We start from the raw sequence: 18,014 nt of genomic DNA on the forward strand, positions 1-18,014 counted from the left end.
CACTACCGTTAGTACAAAGAGGCACTCACGTCATGCGATTTTGAGCGTCAAGTTTAAATACTTACGCGACTAACTCGTAGTTAGGATGAATCACATACAGACCCGATCGACCGGCGACGGCGCGCTGCTGCGCCGGTACGAGTACGACGACGGCTGGACCGTCGCCGCCGACCTCGACGTCGACGACGAGGCCGTCACCGTCGACACCGTCGGCGAGACGGCGATCGTCGTCGTAGAGGGACCGGACGGGCCGGTCGAATCGGAGTTCGAGCTGCCCGGGACGGCCGCCGACGTGGCGGTGAACAACGGCGTGCTCACCGTGGAGGGCGACCGATGAAGCTCACTGTCAAGCCGCTGAAACAGAAGGACGCCGGCCGTCGCCTGGCGGCAATCGACCGCGTCGCGGCCGACGAGCTCGGGCTCTCCGGCGGGGACATCGTCCGCGTCGAGAGCGCCGACGGGGCGGCGATCGCCCGCGTCTGGCCCGGCTACCCCGAGGACGACGGGACGGACGTGATCCGCATCGACGGGCGCCTCCGCCAGGAGGCCGACGTGGGGATCGACGACCGCGTCACCGTCGAGGACGTCGACGTCTCGCGGGCGGACGCGGTGACGATCGCCTTCCCCAGCCAGCTGCGGGTGCGGGGGCAGATCGCCCCGTTCATCCGGGACAAGCTCTCCGGTCAGCCGGTGACCGAGGGGCAGACGATCCGGACCTCGCTCGGCTTCGGGCTGATGGGCGGCCAGTCGCAGGCGGTCCCGATGAAGATCGCCGAGACGAGCCCCGGCGGCACGGTCGTCATCACCGACGAGACGGAGATCAGCATCTCCGAGATCTCCGCCGAGGAGATCGCCGACCGCGGCGAGGCCGCGGGCGGCACCGGCGAGGGGCCGGACGTGACCTACGAGGACATCGGCGGGCTCGACGACGAGCTCGAACAGGTCCGCGAGATGATCGAGCTCCCGATGCGGCACCCGGAGCTGTTCAAGCGCCTCGGCATCGACCCGCCGAAGGGCGTCCTGCTCCACGGCCCGCCGGGCACTGGGAAGACGCTGATCGCGAAGGCGGTCGCCAACGAGATCGACGCGAACTTCCACACGATCTCCGGCCCGGAGATCATGTCGAAGTACTACGGCGAGAGCGAGGAGCAGCTCCGCGAAGTGTTCGAGGAGGCGTCCGAGGAGTCGCCGTCGATCATCTTCATGGACGAGCTCGACTCCATCGCGCCCAAGCGCGAGGAGGCGGGCGGCGACGTGGAGCGCCGCGTCGTGGCGCAGCTGCTCTCGCTGATGGACGGGCTCGAAGAGCGCGGCGAGGTCGTCGTCATCGGGGCGACGAACCGCGTCGACGCCATCGATCAGGCGCTCCGACGGGGCGGCCGCTTCGACCGCGAGATCGAGGTGGGCGTCCCCGACCGGGACGGTCGCAAGGAGATCCTTCAGGTCCACACGCGGAACATGCCGCTGACCGATAGGATCGACCTCGACGAGTACGCCGAGAACACGCACGGCTTCGTCGGGGCCGACCTCGAATCGCTGGCGAAGGAGTCCGCGATGCACGCACTGCGGCGCATCCGCCCGGAGATCGACCTCGAATCGGACGAGATCGACGCCGACGTGCTGAACAGCATCCAGGTGACCGAGTCGGACTTCAAGGAGGCGATCAAGGGGATCGAACCCTCCGCGCTGCGGGAGGTGTTCGTGGAGGTCCCCGACACCACCTGGGACGACGTCGGCGGCCTCGGCGACACGAAAGAGCGGCTCCGCGAGACGATCCAGTGGCCGCTCGAGTACCCCGAGGTGTTCGACGAGCTCGACATGCAGGCCGCGAAGGGCGTCCTGATGTACGGCCCGCCGGGCACGGGGAAGACCCTGCTCGCGAAGGCCGTCGCCAACGAGAGCGAGTCCAACTTCATCTCGATCAAGGGGCCCGAGCTGCTGAACAAGTACGTGGGCGAGTCCGAGAAGGGCGTCCGCGAGGTGTTCAGCAAGGCCCGCGAGAACGCGCCGACGATCGTGTTTTTCGACGAGATCGACTCGATCGCCACCGAGCGCGGGAAGAACTCCGGCGACTCCGGCGTGGGCGAGCGCGTCGTCTCCCAGCTGCTGACGGAGCTCGACGGCCTCGAGTCGCTGGAGGACGTCGTCGTCGTCGCGACGACGAACCGCCCCGACCTCATCGACTCGGCGCTGCTCCGCCCCGGTCGCTTAGACCGGCACGTCCACGTGCCAGTCCCCGACGAGGCGGCGCGCCGCCGGATCTTCGAGGTCCACACGCGGGATAAGCCGCTGGCGGACGACGTCGACCTCGACGCCCTCGCCCGCAAGACCGAGGGGTACGTGGGGGCCGACATCGAGGCGGTCGCCCGCGAGGCGTCGATGAACGCCTCTCGGGAGTTCATCGGCAGCGTCACGCGCGAGGAGGTCGGTGAGTCCGTCGGCAACGTCCGTGTGACGATGGAGCACTTCGAGGACGCGCTGAGCGAGGTGAACCCGAGCGTCACCCCCGAGACGCGCGAGCGCTACGAGGAGATAGAAAAGCAGTTCAAGCGGTCGGAGGTCGACCGCACCGAGGCCGAACCGGGCGCGGCGTTCCAGTAAGCCGGGCGCTTCGACCCGAACCGGCGGCCGGCCCGCGGCGGTTTTTAGACAAGTCCCAGCGTCGACAGCAGGTAGAACGCCGCGACGACGACGATGCCGATCGTGACGAGCCGCCACGCGAGCTTCAACACGAACTTGCCGACGACGATGACGAGCGCGACGGCGACGAGGGCGACCAGGAGCTGCCCGACCTGACTGCCGAGCAGCGCGGCCTGTGCCGGCGCGGCGAGCCCCGCGAGCGCGAGCGACGTTGCGGTCATGTCCCGGACCACGGCGACGCCGGGCATAAGCTTGTGGGAGGAGCCGAAAGTCGTTTACTGGTTCTGATAGGTATTCAGGCATTCCGGTGATGGGGCCGAGCGTGGATCCGCCCGACACCGGCCGACACGGCGGTATCGGGCGCCGGCTGGGCCGGCGGTTGCCGCCTCGATCGACCCCCCTTCTGTTCCCGTGGGAGACCGCTCACATCGTGTGGTTTTTTCGATCGACGACCAGTTTCACTCCGGTCTACCTATGCTTATGTGTCCAGAGCCCATTCCTTACCGACGTACCGGATTAAGCGTCAGGCGCACCGGAGAGACGTTACATACCGAATCGGACATGTAGAAGCCGGGCGGGGCCGAACATCCGAACGTACAAGGGCCCGCCTCGCCAGTACACCAACACTACAGATGATCCATATTCCACGCAAAGCCAGCGGGGTGGCCGCCGAATGAGCAGCGACGGCGTCTCCGCCGACGGAGTCGAACTGCCGATCAAACGAACCACGGGCGAGACGATGGAGGAGCGCCTCACGGGCAACGCCTACCAGAACATCCTGCCCGCGCGCTACCTCCGGAAGAACGCGGACGGCGAACCGATCGAAGACCAGGAGGAACTCTTCGACCGCGTCGCGCGAAACGTCGCGCTCGCGGAGGCCGTCTTCGAGGCTGAAAACCAGGGCGTCGAGGTCACCGTCACGCCCGACCAGCTGAAGCCCGACCACCCGCGGCGCGACGAGCTCGCCGAGGACGTGTTCGGCGCGGGCACGACGGCCGACGACGACGCGGAGGCGACGCTCACGGCCCACAACGTCAACAAGTTCGCGTACGAGACGGTCGTTCCCGAGCTCCCCGACGGGGTTCGCGACCACGTCGAGGCGACCGCCGAGACGTTCCGACAGGGGATGGAGTCGCTTTCCTTCATGCCGAACTCCCCGACGCTGATGAACGCCGGCGACGAGCTCCAGCAGCTCTCCGCCTGCTTCGTCGACTCGCCGGGCGACGACATCACCGACATCCACCAGACCGCCAAGGAGGCGGCCGAGGTGTTCCAGTCCGGCGGCGGCATGGGGTACGCGTTCTGGAAGCTCCGGCCGTACGGCGACTCCGTCGGCTCCACCGGCGGCATCGCCTCCGGGCCGATCACGTTCATGCGGACGTTCGACCAGATGTGCGAGACGATCGCGCAGGGCGGCGCGCGCCGCGGCGCCCAGATGGGCGTCATGCGCATCTCGCACCCGGACGTGATCCAGTTCATCCACGCGAAGAACAAGGATGTCTCGCTGGCCCACTCGCTGCGGCTCAACGACCCCGACGACTTCACGCACAACTCCTTCGCGGACGCGCTGGAGGAGGCCCGCGAGCTCATCGACGAGGACGGCAAGGTGCCCGAGCACCTCCGGAACGCGGTCGAGGGACACCTCTCGAACTTCAACATCAGCGTCGGCGTCACCGACGACTTCATGGAGGCGCTGGCGAACGACGAGGAGTTCACCTTCACCAACCCCCGCACCGAGGAGCCCCACGTCGCCACCCCGGAGACGAAGGAGCTCTACGACATGTTCGGGCTCGGCGAGCACGTCGAGGTCGGCGAGGAGCTCTCCGTCCCGGCGGCGGAGATCTGGGATCACATGATCCAGGGCGCCCACGAGAACGGGGAGCCGGGCGTCGTCTACCTCGAACGGATCAACAAGGAGCACTCCTTCGACGTGGAGGAGCACCCGGAGCACCAGATCCTCGCGACGAACCCCTGCGGCGAGCAGCCGTTAGAGGAGTACGAGGCCTGTAACCTCGGCCACATCAACCTCTCGACGCTCGCGGACCTCGACGCGCCCGACTGGCGCGTCTGGTCGGACGAGCACGCCGACGAGTACGACTCCGAGGCGGCCGCAGTCGAGGCGTTCCTCGAAGAGGCGATCGACTTCGAGGAGTTCGAAGAGCGGATCGCGTACGGCACCCGCTTCCTCGAGAACGTCGTCACGATGTCCGACTTCCCGGTCGACGAGATCGAGGAGAAGGTCCGCGACATGCGGAAGATCGGGCTCGGAATCATGGGGCTCGCGCAGCTGTACGTCCAGCTCGGCGTCCGCTACGGCTCCGAGTCGGGCAACGAGATCGCCCGGCAGCTGATGACCCACATCAACCACGAGTCGAAGCTTGCCTCCCACGATCTCGCCGAGGAGCGCGGGACGTTCAACGACTGGGCGGACTCGAAGTACGCGAACCCGACCGAGCACCGCGACTGGTTCGAGCACTTCACCGGGCTCGACGCCGACGAGTGGGCGGACGGCTTCCCGATCCGGAACCACAACACGACGACGATCGCCCCCACGGGCACGACGTCGATGATCGGCAACACGACCGGCGGCTGCGAGCCGATCTACAACGTCGCCTACTACAAGAACGTCTCCGACGACGTCCAGGGCGACGAGATGCTCGTCGAGTTCGACGACTACTTCCTGCGCACGCTGGAGGCCAACGACGTCGACGTCGAGGCCGTCAAGCGCGAGGCGCAGGCGCAGATGGCCGAAAACGCGTTCGACGGCGTCGAGGGGCTCGACACCGTCCCGGACGCCATCGGCGAGCTGTTTGTCGTCACCGGCGACCTCTCGGCGAAGGACCACGCCGGCGTCCAGGTCGCCTGTCAGAAGGGCGTCGACTCCGCCATCTCGAAGACCGTGAACGCGCCCAACGACTCGACGCTGGGCGACGCCAAGGAGGTCTTCGAGTACATCTACGAGAACGGCGGGAAGGGCGTCACCTACTACCGCGACGGCACCCGCTCGAAGCAGGTGCTCACGACGCGGGCGCAGAACACGGAGTTCGCCGACGAGAGCGAGGCCGCGGAGACCATCGTCGAGCAGATCAACAAGGTCTTCGGCGGCGTCGAGGCGTTCCTCGACAACGAGGACGTCCGCGCGGCGATCGACGCGGAGGTCGCAGACCTGCTCGAAGCGACCGAGCAGCCCCGGATCGACTACAGCGAGCGCAGCCCGCGCCCCGACTCGCTGTCGGGCGTCACCCAGCGGGTCGAGACGGGCTACGGCAAGCTGTACGTCACCATCAACGAGGACGAGAACGGTCGACCGTTCGAGCTGTTCGCGAACATCGGCCACTCCGGCGGCTACACCAACTCCTTCACCGAGGCGCTCGCGAAGGTCATCTCGACGGCGCTGCGCTCCGGCGTCGACCCCGAGGAGATCGTCGACGAGCTCCAGGGCACCCGGAGCCCGAAGGTCGCCTGGGACAAGGGCGAGCAGATCCAGTCGATCCCGGACGCCATCGGCACCGCGCTGCGGCGCTACCTCGACGACGACGTCGACAAGGGGATCCCTCAACAGCAGAGCCTCGACGACGTCGGGGAGGCCGCGTCGAGCGCGAGTCCGCCGAGCCAGACCGACGGCGGCGCGGTCGACGCCGGCGCGGCGACCGGCGCCCCGAGCGGGACCGCTCCGACGGGAGAGGACGACGCGGCCGGCGCCGACGACTCGACCCAGCAGCTCATCGCGGCGGGCGAGTCGCCCGAGTGTCCCGAGTGCGGCGGGATGAACCTCTACTACTCCGAGGGCTGTAAGACGTGCGAGTCGTGCGGCTGGTCGGAGTGTTAGCCGGGCGGCGCGAACGTCGGTAGCGCGCGGTCGACGGCGCGGTTTTCTGCGGGTCGTTGACGCTTCCGCGCGCGTTCACTACCGGTCGATAGACGAGCGTGACGCTGTTCGGGTCAGGTGGAGCGGTCGGGACCGAAAAGAGATTATACCGTCGGCTCAGTCGTCTTCGAGCGCCTGCGCGATGCGCTGGAGCTGGCGGGTGGCGTCGCGGACCTCGTCGCGGAGCTGGCGCACCTCGCGGACGAGCTCCTCGTTGCCGCCGTCGTCGCCGCGGGCGCCCTGCTCTGCGCCCGCGCCGGGACCGCCGCCCATGCCGGGCGGGCCGCCCGCGCCGCCGGGGCCGCCGCCGCCGCCCATCATGCCGGACATCATCTGCGCGAAGGGGTTGCCGCCGCCGCCACCGCCCATCCCCGGCGGCCCGCCGCCGCCCATCATCTCCTCCGGGTCGGGCCGGTCGCCCTCCTCGCGCTCCTGCTCGCGTCGCTCCCGGATCTCCTCGACGCGCTCGCGGAACGACTTCTCCTCGCCGTCGTCACCGTCGCTCTGTTCGCCGCCCTCGCCGTTCTCGGGGTCGGTGGCGTCGTCGTCTGCCATGCGCCACGGTTCGGCGGCGCCGCCGAAAAGGGTTGTCGTGGCGCCCGCGACGGTGTGTTTATAAATAGCCGGCGGGCGACGGTGTCGGACCGGCGCTCCGCCGGCGGCCCCGAGCCGGCGTCAGGTCCGAATCAGCCGGTGGCAGTTCGGGCACTCCGCCGAGTCCGTGTCCCGGCCGGCCGCAGGCACGCGGTCGCCGCAGTTCGGACACCGGATCCGGGTGCGAGCGTACTCCGTCCTCGACCGGGTCGGGGTTCGGTCGGTGTCGTCGACCATATGAGTGTGGCATTCACTAGCATACAAATGACTTATCGACATATTCCTAAAACACGATTTAGGTCGCCGAGCGCGCAGCCGGAGTCGCGCTCCGCCGTCACTCGTGACCGGAGACGCGGACCGGCTCGTACGGCTCTTCGAGCCACTCCACGTCGGAATCGGAGAGGTTGACGTCGAGCGCCTCGACCGCGTCTTCGAGGTGTTCGACGCTCGTCGTGCCGACGAGGGGCGTGTCGACCCACTCCTTGTGGAACAGCCACGCGAGCGCGATCTGCGCCATTTTCACGCCCTCCTCCGCGGCGAGCTCCTCGACTCGCTCGTTGACCGCCCGCCCGCCGCCCTCGCGGTAGGGGTGCGCGTAGAGGTGCTCCTCGGTCTCGCCGCGGAGGGTGGCGTCGACCTCCTCGTGCGGGCGCGTCAGGTAGCCGCGCGCGAGGGGGCTCCACGGCATCACGCCGATTCCCTCCTTCTCGCACAGCGGGAGCATCTCGCGCTCCTCCTCGCGGTAGGCGAGGTTGTAGTGGTTCTGCATCGTGGCGAACCGCTCGTACCCCTCGCGGTCGCTCGCGTGGAGCGCCTCGGCGAACTGATGGGCCCACATCGAGGAGGCGCCGACGTGTCGCACGTCGCCCCGTCGCACCGCGTCGTCGAGCGCGGCGAGCGTCTCCTCGATCGGCGTGTCGTCGTCCCAGCGGTGGATCTGATAGAGGTCGACCGTCTCCATGCCGAGCCGGTCGAGGGAGTTCGACAGCTCCTGCTCGATGGCCTTCCGGGAGAGGCCGCCCGAGTTCGGGTTCGACTCGTCCATCTGGAAGTACCCCTTCGTGGCCACGACGAACTCCTCGCGGTCGTATTCGCCGAGGGCGTCACCGAGGACGCGCTCGCTCGCGCCGTTCGAGTACATGTTGGCGGTGTCGAAGAAGTTCACGCCGAGTTCGACGGCGCGGTCGACGAGCTCGCGGCCCGCCTCCTCGTCGAGCACCCACTCGCGCCAGTCCGGGTCGCCGAAGCTCATACAGCCGAGACAGATCTTCGAGACGGTGGTCCCGGTGGAGCCGAGCGTGGTGTACTCCATACGCGCACCAGTTCGAGGCGGAACAAAAAGCTACGCGCGGCGGCAGCGACGGGCTCGGCCCGAAGCGGGGATCAGAGGTCCCGGAACGACGCCGTGTACACGAGGAACGCCCCGGTGAGGATGACGAACGCGAGGAACGTCACGAGCGCGAGCACGTTCGCGACCGGCGAGAGCGGCGCGAGGAAGGACTGTCCGGTCGAGTCGAGCACCAGCACGGCGAGGAGGGCGGCGATGAGGCCGAGCAGCCAGTTCGTGAGGATCTCGTCCATGGCTCGCCCGACACGGGGAGCCGACAAAAGTCCGCGGGTGACGCGTCGTTCCGGGAGGTCGCGGCCGAGCGACGCCGCCGGAGCTATGAGACTCGGGACCGTTATTCGTCCCGTGAGCGACCGGACGACCTGCTGGCTGCTCGGCGACCAGCTCAACCCCGACCTCGACGCCCTCGACGCGGCCGACGAGGTCCTCCTGATCGAAGCGCACGGGTTCGCCGACCGGAAGCCGTACCACGCCCACAAGCTGACGCTCGTGTTCTCGGCGATGCGGCACTTCCGCGACGACCTCCGCGATCGCGGCCACGACGTGACGTACGTTCAGGCGGAGTCGTTCGGCGAGGGGCTCGACGAGTTCTTCGCTGGTCGGGCGGCCGAGGCGAACGACGGCGAGGACGACGACGGGCCGCGCCTGCGGCTCATGCGCCCCGCGAGCCACGGCGCCGGCGAGCGGCTCCGCGGGCTGGTCGCCGAGCGCGGCGGCACCCTCGAACTCGTCGACAACGAGCTGTTCTGGACGACGCCGGCGGACTGGCGCGAGTGGGCCGGCGACGAGGGGACCGAGATCGGCGCCGACGGGGCCGCGGAGCGCACCTACCGGCAGGAGCACTGGTACCGGCACGTCCGTCGCGAGACGGGCGTGCTGATGGACGACGGCGAGCCGGTCGGCGGGGAGTGGAACTACGACGACCTGAATCAGGAGACGCCGCCGGAGGACTGGGAACCGCCGGGGCGGCCGACGTTCGAGCCGGACGAGCTGACCCGCGAGACCCACGCGTGGGTGTGCGACCGGTTCGACACGTGGGGGAACGACGCGCTCGACGGGTTCGCGTGGCCGGTCACGCGGGCAGAGGCCCGCGAGGCGCTCGACCGGTTCGTCCGCGACGGGCTGCCCGCGTTCGGACGGTACGAGGACGCGATGGTCGGCGGCGAGCCGTTCCTCTCGCACTCGCTGCTGTCGCCGGCGATCAACCTCGGGCTGCTCGACCCGCGCGAGCCGGTGCGGGCGGTCGAGCGCGCCTACGAGGAGCGGGGGGTCGAGCCCGGCGCGTACGACCCAGACGACCACGGCGACGCGGGCGGGACGGCGACCTCGCTCGACGAGTTCGGCGGGGACGCGGCGGACGGCGAGGACGGAGCGACCGGGGGCAGAGCGGCCGGGGGCAACGGGCCCGCCCCCGTCCCGCTCAACGCCGTAGAAGGGTTCGTGAGGCAGGTGATCGGCTGGCGGGAGTTCATGCGCCACGTCTACCGCGAGGCGATGCCGGAGCTCGCGGAGGCGAATCAGTTGGAACAGGACCGGGAGCTTCCCCCCGCCTACTGGGACGGCGAGACGGACATGCGGTGTCTCTCGGAGGCGGTCGGGCACGTCCGCGAGTTCGGCTACGCCCACCACATCGAGCGGCTGATGGTGCTGTCGAACTTCGCGCTCGTGTACGGCGCCGACCCCGCCGACGTGAACGAGTGGTTCCACCTCGGCTTCGTCGACGCCTACCACTGGGTGACGACGCCGAACGTCGTCGCGATGGGGTCGTTCGGCACGGACGTGCTCTCCTCGAAGCCGTACGCCTCCTCGGGAAGCTACGTCAACCGGATGAGCGACCACTGCGCCGACTGCCCGTACGCCGTCTCGCGGACCACGGGCGACGGGGCCTGCCCGTTCAACGCGCTCTACTGGGACTTCCTGAAGGAGAACGAGGAGACGCTCCGCGGCACCGGGCGAATGGGGCTGATGTACTCGCACGTCGACAAGAAGGACGACGAGGAGTGGGCGGCGATCCGCGAGCGCGCCGACCGAGTGCGCGAACTCGCCGCGGACGGGGACCTGTGAGTTACTCGCCGCTCGCGAGGCTGCGCAGCCGCGGGAGCGCCTGCTCGTAGCCGAGACCGACGAGGCCGACGTACAGCGCGATCAGTCCCATGCCGACGGCCCACGCGCCGAGGACGAGATCGCCGCCGGAGACGGCGGAGAGCCCGAACTGTTCGAGCACGACGCCGACCGCGGCGGCCGCGCCGGCGCCGACGGCAGCGGCGAGGAGTTCGACGAGTTCGACCGCGACGGCAGGTACTTCGACCATACCCGGTGAGGGACGGTCGGCGATTATGACTCTTTCGGGACCACGGTGAACGCCGCGTCGCGCGGACGGCCGCTCGTCCGGAGTCGGTCGGACCGCCGCCGAGGGTTCACTTCAGCCCGAACGATCGCATGGCGGTGTCGACGAGCCCCTTCGCGATCAGCGCGAGACCGGCGAGCACGACCATCAGGGCGCCGGCGACGACCGGATCGCGGAGGGTCAGGATACCGATACCGACGAGGACGACGAGGACGCCGGCGATGCCTTCGAGTCCGAGCGTGTCACGCATGTCGTCGCCTCGGCGGTCCCCGGAGGTAAAAGGGCCGTTTCGGTCCCGGCGGAGAGCGGCCCTTTTATTTCTGCGAGCGCGTATCACCGCGTACGCATGAGCAACGGAGACGGCGGCGGTCGGAACGACCTCCGGATGCCCGACGACGACGAGGTGTTCGCGGAGGTCGTCGAGATGCTCGGCGCGAACCGCGTCAAGGTGCGCTGCGCGGACGGGAAACAGCGGACCGCGCGCATCCCCGGCCGGATGCAAAAGCGCGTGTGGATCCGCGAAGACGACATCGTCCTCGTCGAGCCGTGGGACTGGCAGGACGAGAAGGCCGACATCTCGTGGCGCTACGAGAAGAGCGAGGCCGAACAGCTCCGCGAGGAAGGCCACCTCCAATAGGTCGCTTCGCGCGTATCGACGGGAGACCTCGCCGACACCTCGACCGCTTATTCGTACGTATCAGACTGCGAATCGACGGTGAACGCCTCCGAGTCCCCGGCCGCGAGGCACGCGTCACCGGCCGTCGGAACGCGTCGCTGCCGTCGTTCCGCTCGCGCCGTTTTTAAGTCCGAACGGCCCCCAACACGGTTATGCTCCGGCTCGCGATGACCACCGACGCGGAGACGTTCGAGCGCGTGCGCGGGCCCCTCGCGGACCGCGGCATCGACGTCGGTCACGTCCGAGCGAAAGAGCGAGCGCTGCGCGTCTCGGGCGGCGCGGCGGCGCGAGACGGCGCGGGCGACCCCGACGAGTTCGCCGACTTCGACGTCGGCCTCGTCTACCCCACCCGGCTCATGGAGGGCGCGGTCGTCGACGAGCGGCTGGGCGTGCCGTGGGTGAACGGCCGCGACGCGGTCGTGACCTCGCGCAACAAGGCCGGCGTGCTGGCGACGCTCTCCGCCGCCGGCCTCCCGACGCCGAAGACGACGCTCGTGTCGAACCCCGTCGACGAGTCGGTCGTCGTCGACGCCGCGAGCGAGTTCTCCTACCCGGTCGTCGTGAAGCCGAACTCCGCGACCCGCGGGGTGGGCGTCGCGACCGCGACCGACCTCGACTCGCTGCTGGGCGTCGTCGACTACCTGAACCTGATCCACGACTACCGCGCGACCGGCGACAAGTCGTTCCTGCTTCAGGAGTACCTTCCCGACGCGCGCGACTACCGCGCGATGGTCGTCGACGGCGCGTACGCCGGGGCGGTGGAACGCGAACTCGACGCCGACGCGCTCGCGGCCGGCCGGTGGAAACACAACGTCCACCGCGGTGCGACCGCTCGCGGCGTCGACCTCGATCCGCGAGCGCGCGACCTCGCGGAGCGCGCGGCCGCGGCGCTGGGGATCGACTACCTCGGCGTCGACCTGCTCGCGACCGACGACCGGCTCGTCGTCAACGAGACGAACGCGCGGCCGACGGTCGACGCCGCGACGAAGTACGAGGACGGCTTCTACGACCGGTTCGCGGCGCTCGTCCGGCGGACCGCCGAGGAGGAGTGAGGAGAGCGAGCGAGCCCCGGGAGGCGGGCCGGCTCAGACGAGGTCGATCGACGCGCTGTCCTCGTCGCGGTCGAACGAGACCTCGAGGACGCCGTTGTTGAACGTCGCGTCGGCGGAGTGCTCGTCGACGGGCGCGGGGAGGTCGACCGTCTCGTCGTACTCGCGCCGGTCGGAGACCGCGGAGATGGTGAGCGCGTCGCCGTCACAGCGGAGCGAGAGGTCCTCCTTCGAGACGGCGGGGAGGTCGGCGACGAGACGCACCGACTCCTCGGTGGTGTACGCGTCGACGTGGGTGTCGGAGCCGAACCCGGCGTCGTCGGCCGACGGAGCGTCGCCGGTGGCCATCTCGTTCATCATCCGCTCGATCTCCTCGAAGAAGTCTCCGAACGGATCGTCGCGGTCGTCTCTGTCCATACCTTCCGTGAGGTCGGTGACCCCGATAAGCCTTCTGTCGGTCGCCGTATCGGCCGCTATCCGCCGCGGGAAAGCAGCGATCCGGCGGACGAAGAGCGGCCGCCGTCGCGGGCCCTCGGCCGCGAGACGTGACACCGGCCGTAACAAATTCCAACGATTATGACGGTCTCGCCGCGACTGGGCCGGATTTAAGTAGTTGCGGCTCGGCTTTTTCGAATATGAGTAAATCGAATCTGGCGGCCGGTGACGACGTGAGCGACGACGAGGTCGTGCGGGTGGGGCTCAACGGCTTCGGTCGCATCGGGCGCAACGTGTTCCGCGCGGTGTTAGAGAGCCCGCGGATCGAACTCGTCGGGATCAACGACGTGATGGACTTCGACGACATGGGGTATCTCGCGAAGTACGACACCGTCATGGGTCGTCTCGACGGCGTCGAGCGCGACGGCGATGAGCTGACGGTCGGCGACACGGCCGTCCCGCTGTTCAACGTTCAGGACCCCGCCGACCTCCCGTGGGACGAGCTCGACGTCGACGTCGCCCTAGAGTGTACGGGCGTCTTCCGCACCCGCGACGACGCGAGCGCGCACCTCGACGGCGGCGCCGACACCGTGATCATCTCGGCGCCCCCGAAGGGCGACAAGCCGGTCAAACAGCTCGTCTACGGCGTCAACCACGACGAGTACGAGGGCGACGACGTGATCTCGAACGCCTCCTGTACGACGAACTCCATCACGCCGGTCGCGAAGGTGCTCGACGCGGAGTTCGGCATCGACGCCGGTACCCTCACCACCGTCCACGCCTACACGGGCTCGCAGAGCCTCATCGACGGCCCGATGAGCAAGCGTCGCCGCGGCCGTGCGGCTGCCGAGAACATCGTTCCCACCTCGACGGGCGCCGCGGGCGCGGCGCAGAAGGTCCTCCCGCAGCTGGAGGGGAAGATCGACGGCATGGCGATGCGCGTCCCGGTCCCGACCGGCTCCCTCACCGAGTTCGTCGTCAGCCTCGACGAGACCGTCACCGAGGAGGAGGTCAACGCCGCCTTCCGCGAAGCCGCCGACTCCGGTCCGCTCGCGGGCGTTCTCGGCTACACCGACGACGAGGTCGTCTCCTCCGACATCGTCGGCCTCCCGTTCTCCAGCTACGTCGACCTCCAGTCGACGAACGTCATCGCCGGCGGGAAGCTGCTGAAGATCCTCACCTGGTACGACAACGAGTACGGCTTCTCGAACCGGCTGCTCGACATGGCCGCGTACGTCCACGACGAGGCGTAGACGGCTGGTTCGTCTGGCGCGTCGCGACCGACGCGCTCGACACGCACCGCCCGTTCGACGGGACGGACCTTCGGACGGCAACGTTCCCCCGGAGCGCAACCGCTTAACGAGCTCATCGACGACTCCTCACCCATGCCCGCGTTCAACACCCTCGACGACCTCTCGGCAGACTCGCGCGTCCTCGCCCGACTGGACCTCAACTCGCCCATCGAGGACGGAACACCGCAGGACAACCGCCGCTTCGAGCGCCACGCGGAGACCGTCCGCGAGCTGGCCGAGGCGGGACACCGCGTCGTCCTGTTGGCCCATCAGGGCCGACCCGGTCGCGACGACTTCACGTCCCTCGGCGGCCACGCCGAGATCCTCGCCGACCGCGTCGGCCGCGACGTTGGGTTCGTGGCCGACACGTACGGCGACGAGGCGCTGGAGGCGATCGACGCGCTCGACGCGGGAGAGATCCTCCTGCTCGAGAACACGCGGATGTGCGACGACGAGCTTCCGGAGGCGTCGCCCGAAGAGAAGGCCGAGACGGAGTTCGTCCGGACGCTCGCGCCGCTGTTCGACGCGTACGTCAACGACGCCTACTCGGCGGCCCACCGGAAGCACGCCTCGCTCGTCGGCTTCCCGCTCGTCCTCCCCGCGTACGCGGGCCGCGTGATGGAGACGGAGTACGAGGCGAACACCGCGATCGCGACCCGCGAGTTCGACGGCCCGGTCACGATGGTCGTCGGGGGGACGAAGGCGACCGACGTGATCGGCGTAATGGACGCCCTCGACGACCGCGTCGACCGCTTCCTCCTCGGCGGCGTCGCCGGCGAGCTGTTCCTCCGCGCCGCGGGTCACCCCGTCGGCCGCGACGTGGGCGAGATGGACCTCTTCGACGAGCAGTGGGAGCGGAACCGCGAGCTGATCGAGTCGGTCCTCGACGAGCGCGGCGACGCGATCCGCCTCGCGAGCGACCTTGCGTACGAGGGTCCCGACGGCGAGCGCGCTGAGGTCCCCGTCGACGACATCGGCGAGAAGGAGACGGGGTACCTCGACGTGGGGGCGACGACGGTCGCCGACTACGAGCCGGCGATCCGCGAGTCCGACGCGGTCTTCGTGAAGGGCGCGCTCGGCGTCTTCGAGGACGAGCGGTTCGCCGACGGCACCGTGGGCATCCTCGACGCCATCGCGGAGACGAACTGCTTCTCGGTCGTCGGCGGGGGCGACACCTCGCGGGCCATCGAGATGTACGGGCTGAGCGAGGCGGACTTCTCGCACGTCTCCATCGCGGGCGGCGCGTACATCCGCGCGCTGACGGGCGAGCCGCTCCCGGCGGTGGAGACGCTGGAGGCGGCGGCGGAGCGGCGGAGAGACTGAGCCGGCAGCGGGCAGCGCGGGGACGGCTCGCGCCGGTACGAAGAGGGCTCTCGGCGGCGCGGAGAGGGCCCCGGCGGCGGCCGAACTACTCCTTGACGTCGAGGTCGAACTGCTCGTTCTCCGCGACCGCGTTGAGGACGACGCTCGTGTTCGACTCCCGGATGTCCGCGTCCGTGAGGATCGACTTGATCTGGTCGTTCATCCCGTCCGTGTCGGTAAACTTCCCGATGGCGATCACGTCGTAATCCCCGGTGACCTCGTAGACGCTCACCATCTGTTTCTCCTGCCGCAGCTTCTCGGTCACGTCCGGTAGCGCGCTCCCTTCGACCTTAAGCTGGAGCACGGCGGTCACGTCGTAGCCGAGCTTGTCGTAGTCGACGACGGGCGTGTACCCCCGAATGACGCCTTCCTCTTCGAGGTCGCGCAGGTGGTTCGAAACGGTCGTCACCGATACGTCGAGCTCGTCGCCCAAGCTCCGGAGACTCGCGCGGCCGTTGCTGAGCAGCGAATTGATGAGCTTCGCGTCGAGGTTTTCGTACGTCATCACACCTAACCACGCTTTCGGGGGTTTAGAATTTTACGAACGTCCAGCAGTTTTGCCTGTCCGGCGGTTCATGCGCCAAGCGATAAGGCCTTTATACTGGCAGATAACAAATCAAACGTCCAGAACATGACGGACGAACACGCGAAACCGGACGGCGGCCTCACGGCCGAGGAACAGGCGGTACTCGACGAGATCGAGGAGCAGAACGTCGATTTCCTGCGGCTTCAGTTCACTGACATCCTCGGCGTCGTGAAGAACGTCTCCGTCCCCGCCCACCAGGCGGAGAAGGCGTTCACCGAAGGCATCTACTTCGACGGCTCCTCAATCGAGGGGTTCGTGCGCATCCAGGAGTCGGACATGCGGCTCGTCCCCGACCCCGACACGTTCGCGGTGCTCCCGTGGCGCAACGACGGCGACTCGGGCGCGGCGCGGCTCATCTGTGACATCGTCGACACCGACGGCGAGCCGTTCGTCGGCGGGCCGCGGCAGGTCCTGAAGTCGGTCCTCGCCGAGGCCGAGGAGATGGGCTACTCCGTCTCAATCGGGCCGGAGCCGGAGTTCTTCCTGTTCGAGAAGGACGACGACGGCAACGCGACGACCATCCCGCACGACAACGGCGGCTACTTCGATCTCGCCCCGAAGGACCTCGCGTCCGACGTGCGCAAGGAGATCATCTTCACCTTAGAGGAGATGGGCTTCGAGATCGAGGCCTCCCACCACGAGGTCGCGGAGGGCCAACACGAGATCAACTTCAAGTACGCCGACGCGCTCACGACCGCGGACAACATCGCGACGTTCCGCGCCGTCGTTCGCGCGGTCGCCGAGCAGCACGACCTCCACGCGACGTTCATGCCCAAGCCCATCGCCGACATCAACGGCTCGGGCATGCACAGCCACATCTCGCTGTTCGACGAGGACGGCAACGCCTTCGCCGACGACTCCGACGAGTTCAACCTGAGCGAGACGGCCTACCAGTTCATGGGCGGCATCCTGAACCACGCCCCCGCGTTCACGGCGGTCACGAACCCGACCGTGAACTCCTACAAGCGGCTGGTGCCCGGCTACGAGGCCCCGATCTACGTCGCGTGGTCCGACACGAACCGCTCGGCGCTCGTCCGCGTCCCGGACGCCGCGGGCGTCTCCGCGCGCTTCGAGGTCCGCAGCCCCGACCCGTCCTGTAACCCCTACCTCGGCATGGCGTCGCTCATCGCCGCCGGCCTCGACGGGATCAAGACCGGCGCCGACCCGGGCGACCCGGTCCGCGAGGACATCTACGAGTTCGACGACGCGAAGCGCGAGGAGTACGGCATCGAGACGCTGCCCCCGAACCTCGGCGCCGCGGTCGAGGAGCTGGAGACCGACGAGGTGCTCCAGGAGGCGCTCGGCCCGCACACCTCCGAGAAGTTCGCCGAGGCGAAGTCTCAGGAGTTCAGCGAGTACCTCACCCAGGTGTCGCAGTGGGAGGAGGACCGCTACCTGGAGACGTTCTGAGCCCGGTCCGAGTCGAGTAGCCCCTGACCGCGGTCCGCGACGGGACTTTTTCCGACGCCGCGTCACTCGGCGAGCGACCGCTCGATCCGCCCGGACAGCGCCGGGAGCGCGACGACGGCGACCACGGCGGCGGTCGTCGCGACCAGCGTCACCGGCAGCGTCCCCGCGAGGGCGTACGCGCCGCCCCAGAGGCCGCCGGTGACCGCGAGCGCGGGGACGGCGACGCGGGGCGGGACCGACGGCTCCTCGCCGTCGACGAACCGCCAGCCGACCGCGCCCCCGGCACCGGCGGCGATCCCGATCCCCGCCTCGACGACTTCCCCCCTGTGCCCGCCGGCGACGGCGACGGCCAGCGCGCCCGCGGAGACGACCGCCGCGAGGGCGAACGCCGGTGCGGGGTTCAGATC

The 18,014-nt window shown here is 68.9% G+C and carries 18 protein-coding genes and 1 pseudogene; 9 read left to right on the forward strand and 10 right to left on the reverse strand.

Going from position 1 to position 18,014, the window contains the following annotated elements:
- The first annotated feature begins 85 nt into the window (after positions 1 to 85).
- Together B9G49_RS08595 and B9G49_RS08600 are read left to right on the forward strand one after the other, a co-directional pair.
- Positions 86 to 337 carry a hypothetical protein gene (locus B9G49_RS08595; RefSeq protein WP_049930235.1) on the forward strand — a complete coding sequence of 84 codons (252 nt, stop codon included), beginning with the start codon at positions 86 to 88 and terminating at the stop codon, positions 335 to 337.
- A complete protein-coding gene (locus B9G49_RS08600; protein WP_086216090.1) occupies positions 334 to 2,601 on the forward strand; it encodes a CDC48 family AAA ATPase in 2,268 nt (755 codons plus the stop codon). Before B9G49_RS08595 ends, B9G49_RS08600 begins: the two co-directional genes overlap by 4 nt.
- Before the next feature lie 44 nt (positions 2,602 to 2,645).
- Here the strand turns inward: B9G49_RS08600 and B9G49_RS08605 are convergent, their stop codons facing one another.
- Positions 2,646 to 2,888, reverse strand: coding sequence for a hypothetical protein (locus B9G49_RS08605; RefSeq protein ID WP_049930233.1), 243 nt, complete (start codon positions 2,886 to 2,888; stop codon positions 2,646 to 2,648).
- Positions 2,889 to 3,313: 425 nt separating this feature from the next.
- On the opposite strand from B9G49_RS08605, the gene B9G49_RS08610 reads away from it, so the two are divergent.
- Positions 3,314 to 6,469, forward strand: a complete 3,156-nt coding sequence (locus B9G49_RS08610) for an adenosylcobalamin-dependent ribonucleoside-diphosphate reductase (protein WP_086216091.1) — start codon at positions 3,314 to 3,316, stop codon at positions 6,467 to 6,469.
- 156 nt (positions 6,470 to 6,625) lie between these two features.
- Here B9G49_RS08610 and B9G49_RS08615 read toward each other — a convergent pair whose 3' ends face one another.
- The 4 genes from B9G49_RS08615 to B9G49_RS08625 all read right to left on the reverse strand — a co-directional run bounded on the left by B9G49_RS08615 (position 6,626) and on the right by B9G49_RS08625 (position 8,683).
- Complete coding sequence (locus B9G49_RS08615) at positions 6,626 to 7,063, reverse strand: hypothetical protein (protein WP_086216092.1); 438 nt, start codon at positions 7,061 to 7,063, stop codon at positions 6,626 to 6,628.
- A 120-nt stretch (positions 7,064 to 7,183) separates the two neighbouring features.
- Complete coding sequence (locus tag B9G49_RS16750; RefSeq protein WP_167373081.1) at positions 7,184 to 7,339, reverse strand: hypothetical protein; 156 nt, start codon at positions 7,337 to 7,339, stop codon at positions 7,184 to 7,186.
- A gap of 97 nt (positions 7,340 to 7,436) precedes the next feature.
- Positions 7,437 to 8,414, reverse strand: a complete 978-nt coding sequence (locus B9G49_RS08620) for an aldo/keto reductase (protein WP_086216093.1) — start codon at positions 8,412 to 8,414, stop codon at positions 7,437 to 7,439.
- Positions 8,415 to 8,485: 71 nt separating this feature from the next.
- Positions 8,486 to 8,683 (reverse strand): hypothetical protein, encoded by a 198-nt coding sequence (locus B9G49_RS08625; protein ID WP_049930226.1) that lies wholly within the window; start codon positions 8,681 to 8,683, stop codon positions 8,486 to 8,488.
- A gap of 112 nt (positions 8,684 to 8,795) precedes the next feature.
- Between B9G49_RS08625 and B9G49_RS08630 the strand changes: the two genes are divergently transcribed.
- On the forward strand, positions 8,796 to 10,514 hold the full coding sequence (locus B9G49_RS08630; RefSeq protein ID WP_086216094.1) for a cryptochrome/photolyase family protein: 1,719 nt from the start codon (positions 8,796 to 8,798) through the stop codon (positions 10,512 to 10,514).
- 1 nt (position 10,515) lies between these two features.
- Here B9G49_RS08630 and B9G49_RS08635 read toward each other — a convergent pair whose 3' ends face one another.
- On the reverse strand, positions 10,516 to 10,761 hold the full coding sequence (locus B9G49_RS08635; RefSeq protein ID WP_086216095.1) for a hypothetical protein: 246 nt from the start codon (positions 10,759 to 10,761) through the stop codon (positions 10,516 to 10,518).
- Between the two features lie 106 nt (positions 10,762 to 10,867).
- A complete protein-coding gene (locus tag B9G49_RS08640; protein WP_049930222.1) occupies positions 10,868 to 11,047 on the reverse strand; it encodes a hypothetical protein in 180 nt (59 codons plus the stop codon).
- Positions 11,048 to 11,143: 96 nt separating this feature from the next.
- On the opposite strand from B9G49_RS08640, the gene eif1A reads away from it, so the two are divergent.
- Positions 11,144 to 11,434 carry a translation initiation factor eIF-1A gene (gene eif1A, locus B9G49_RS08645; protein WP_004597376.1) on the forward strand — a complete coding sequence of 97 codons (291 nt, stop codon included), beginning with the start codon at positions 11,144 to 11,146 and terminating at the stop codon, positions 11,432 to 11,434.
- 191 nt (positions 11,435 to 11,625) lie between these two features.
- The gene (locus B9G49_RS08650; protein WP_086216096.1) at positions 11,626 to 12,525 is read left to right on the forward strand and encodes a RimK family alpha-L-glutamate ligase; all 900 of its coding nucleotides are present in this window, start codon (positions 11,626 to 11,628) and stop codon (positions 12,523 to 12,525) included.
- A gap of 33 nt (positions 12,526 to 12,558) precedes the next feature.
- Here B9G49_RS08650 and B9G49_RS08655 read toward each other — a convergent pair whose 3' ends face one another.
- On the reverse strand, positions 12,559 to 12,939 hold the full coding sequence (locus B9G49_RS08655) for an Hsp20/alpha crystallin family protein (RefSeq protein ID WP_049930219.1): 381 nt from the start codon (positions 12,937 to 12,939) through the stop codon (positions 12,559 to 12,561).
- A 218-nt stretch (positions 12,940 to 13,157) separates the two neighbouring features.
- Here B9G49_RS08655 and gap point away from each other — a divergent pair, with 218 nt between their 5' ends.
- Both gap and B9G49_RS08665 read left to right on the forward strand, forming a co-directional pair.
- Positions 13,158 to 14,210, forward strand: coding sequence for a type I glyceraldehyde-3-phosphate dehydrogenase (gene gap / locus B9G49_RS08660; RefSeq protein ID WP_049930217.1), 1,053 nt, complete (start codon positions 13,158 to 13,160; stop codon positions 14,208 to 14,210).
- A 132-nt stretch (positions 14,211 to 14,342) separates the two neighbouring features.
- Positions 14,343 to 15,572 (forward strand): phosphoglycerate kinase, encoded by a 1,230-nt coding sequence (locus B9G49_RS08665; protein WP_086216097.1) that lies wholly within the window; start codon positions 14,343 to 14,345, stop codon positions 15,570 to 15,572.
- 85 nt (positions 15,573 to 15,657) lie between these two features.
- Here B9G49_RS08665 and lrp read toward each other — a convergent pair whose 3' ends face one another.
- Positions 15,658 to 16,116: an HTH-type transcriptional regulator Lrp gene (gene lrp / locus B9G49_RS08670; protein ID WP_086216098.1), complete on the reverse strand. Its 459-nt coding sequence runs from the start codon at positions 16,114 to 16,116 to the stop codon at positions 15,658 to 15,660.
- 126 nt (positions 16,117 to 16,242) lie between these two features.
- Here lrp and glnA point away from each other — a divergent pair, with 126 nt between their 5' ends.
- Complete coding sequence (gene glnA, locus B9G49_RS08675) at positions 16,243 to 17,607, forward strand: type I glutamate--ammonia ligase (protein WP_086216099.1); 1,365 nt, start codon at positions 16,243 to 16,245, stop codon at positions 17,605 to 17,607.
- Between the two features lie 62 nt (positions 17,608 to 17,669).
- Here the strand turns inward: glnA and B9G49_RS08680 are convergent.
- A pseudogene (locus tag B9G49_RS08680) lies at positions 17,670 to 18,014 on the reverse strand (phosphoesterase); the annotation flags it as partial.

The organism is Halorubrum sp. SD683, from assembly GCF_002135045.1.
GTDB lineage: Archaea > Halobacteriota > Halobacteria > Halobacteriales > Haloferacaceae > Halorubrum > Halorubrum ezzemoulense.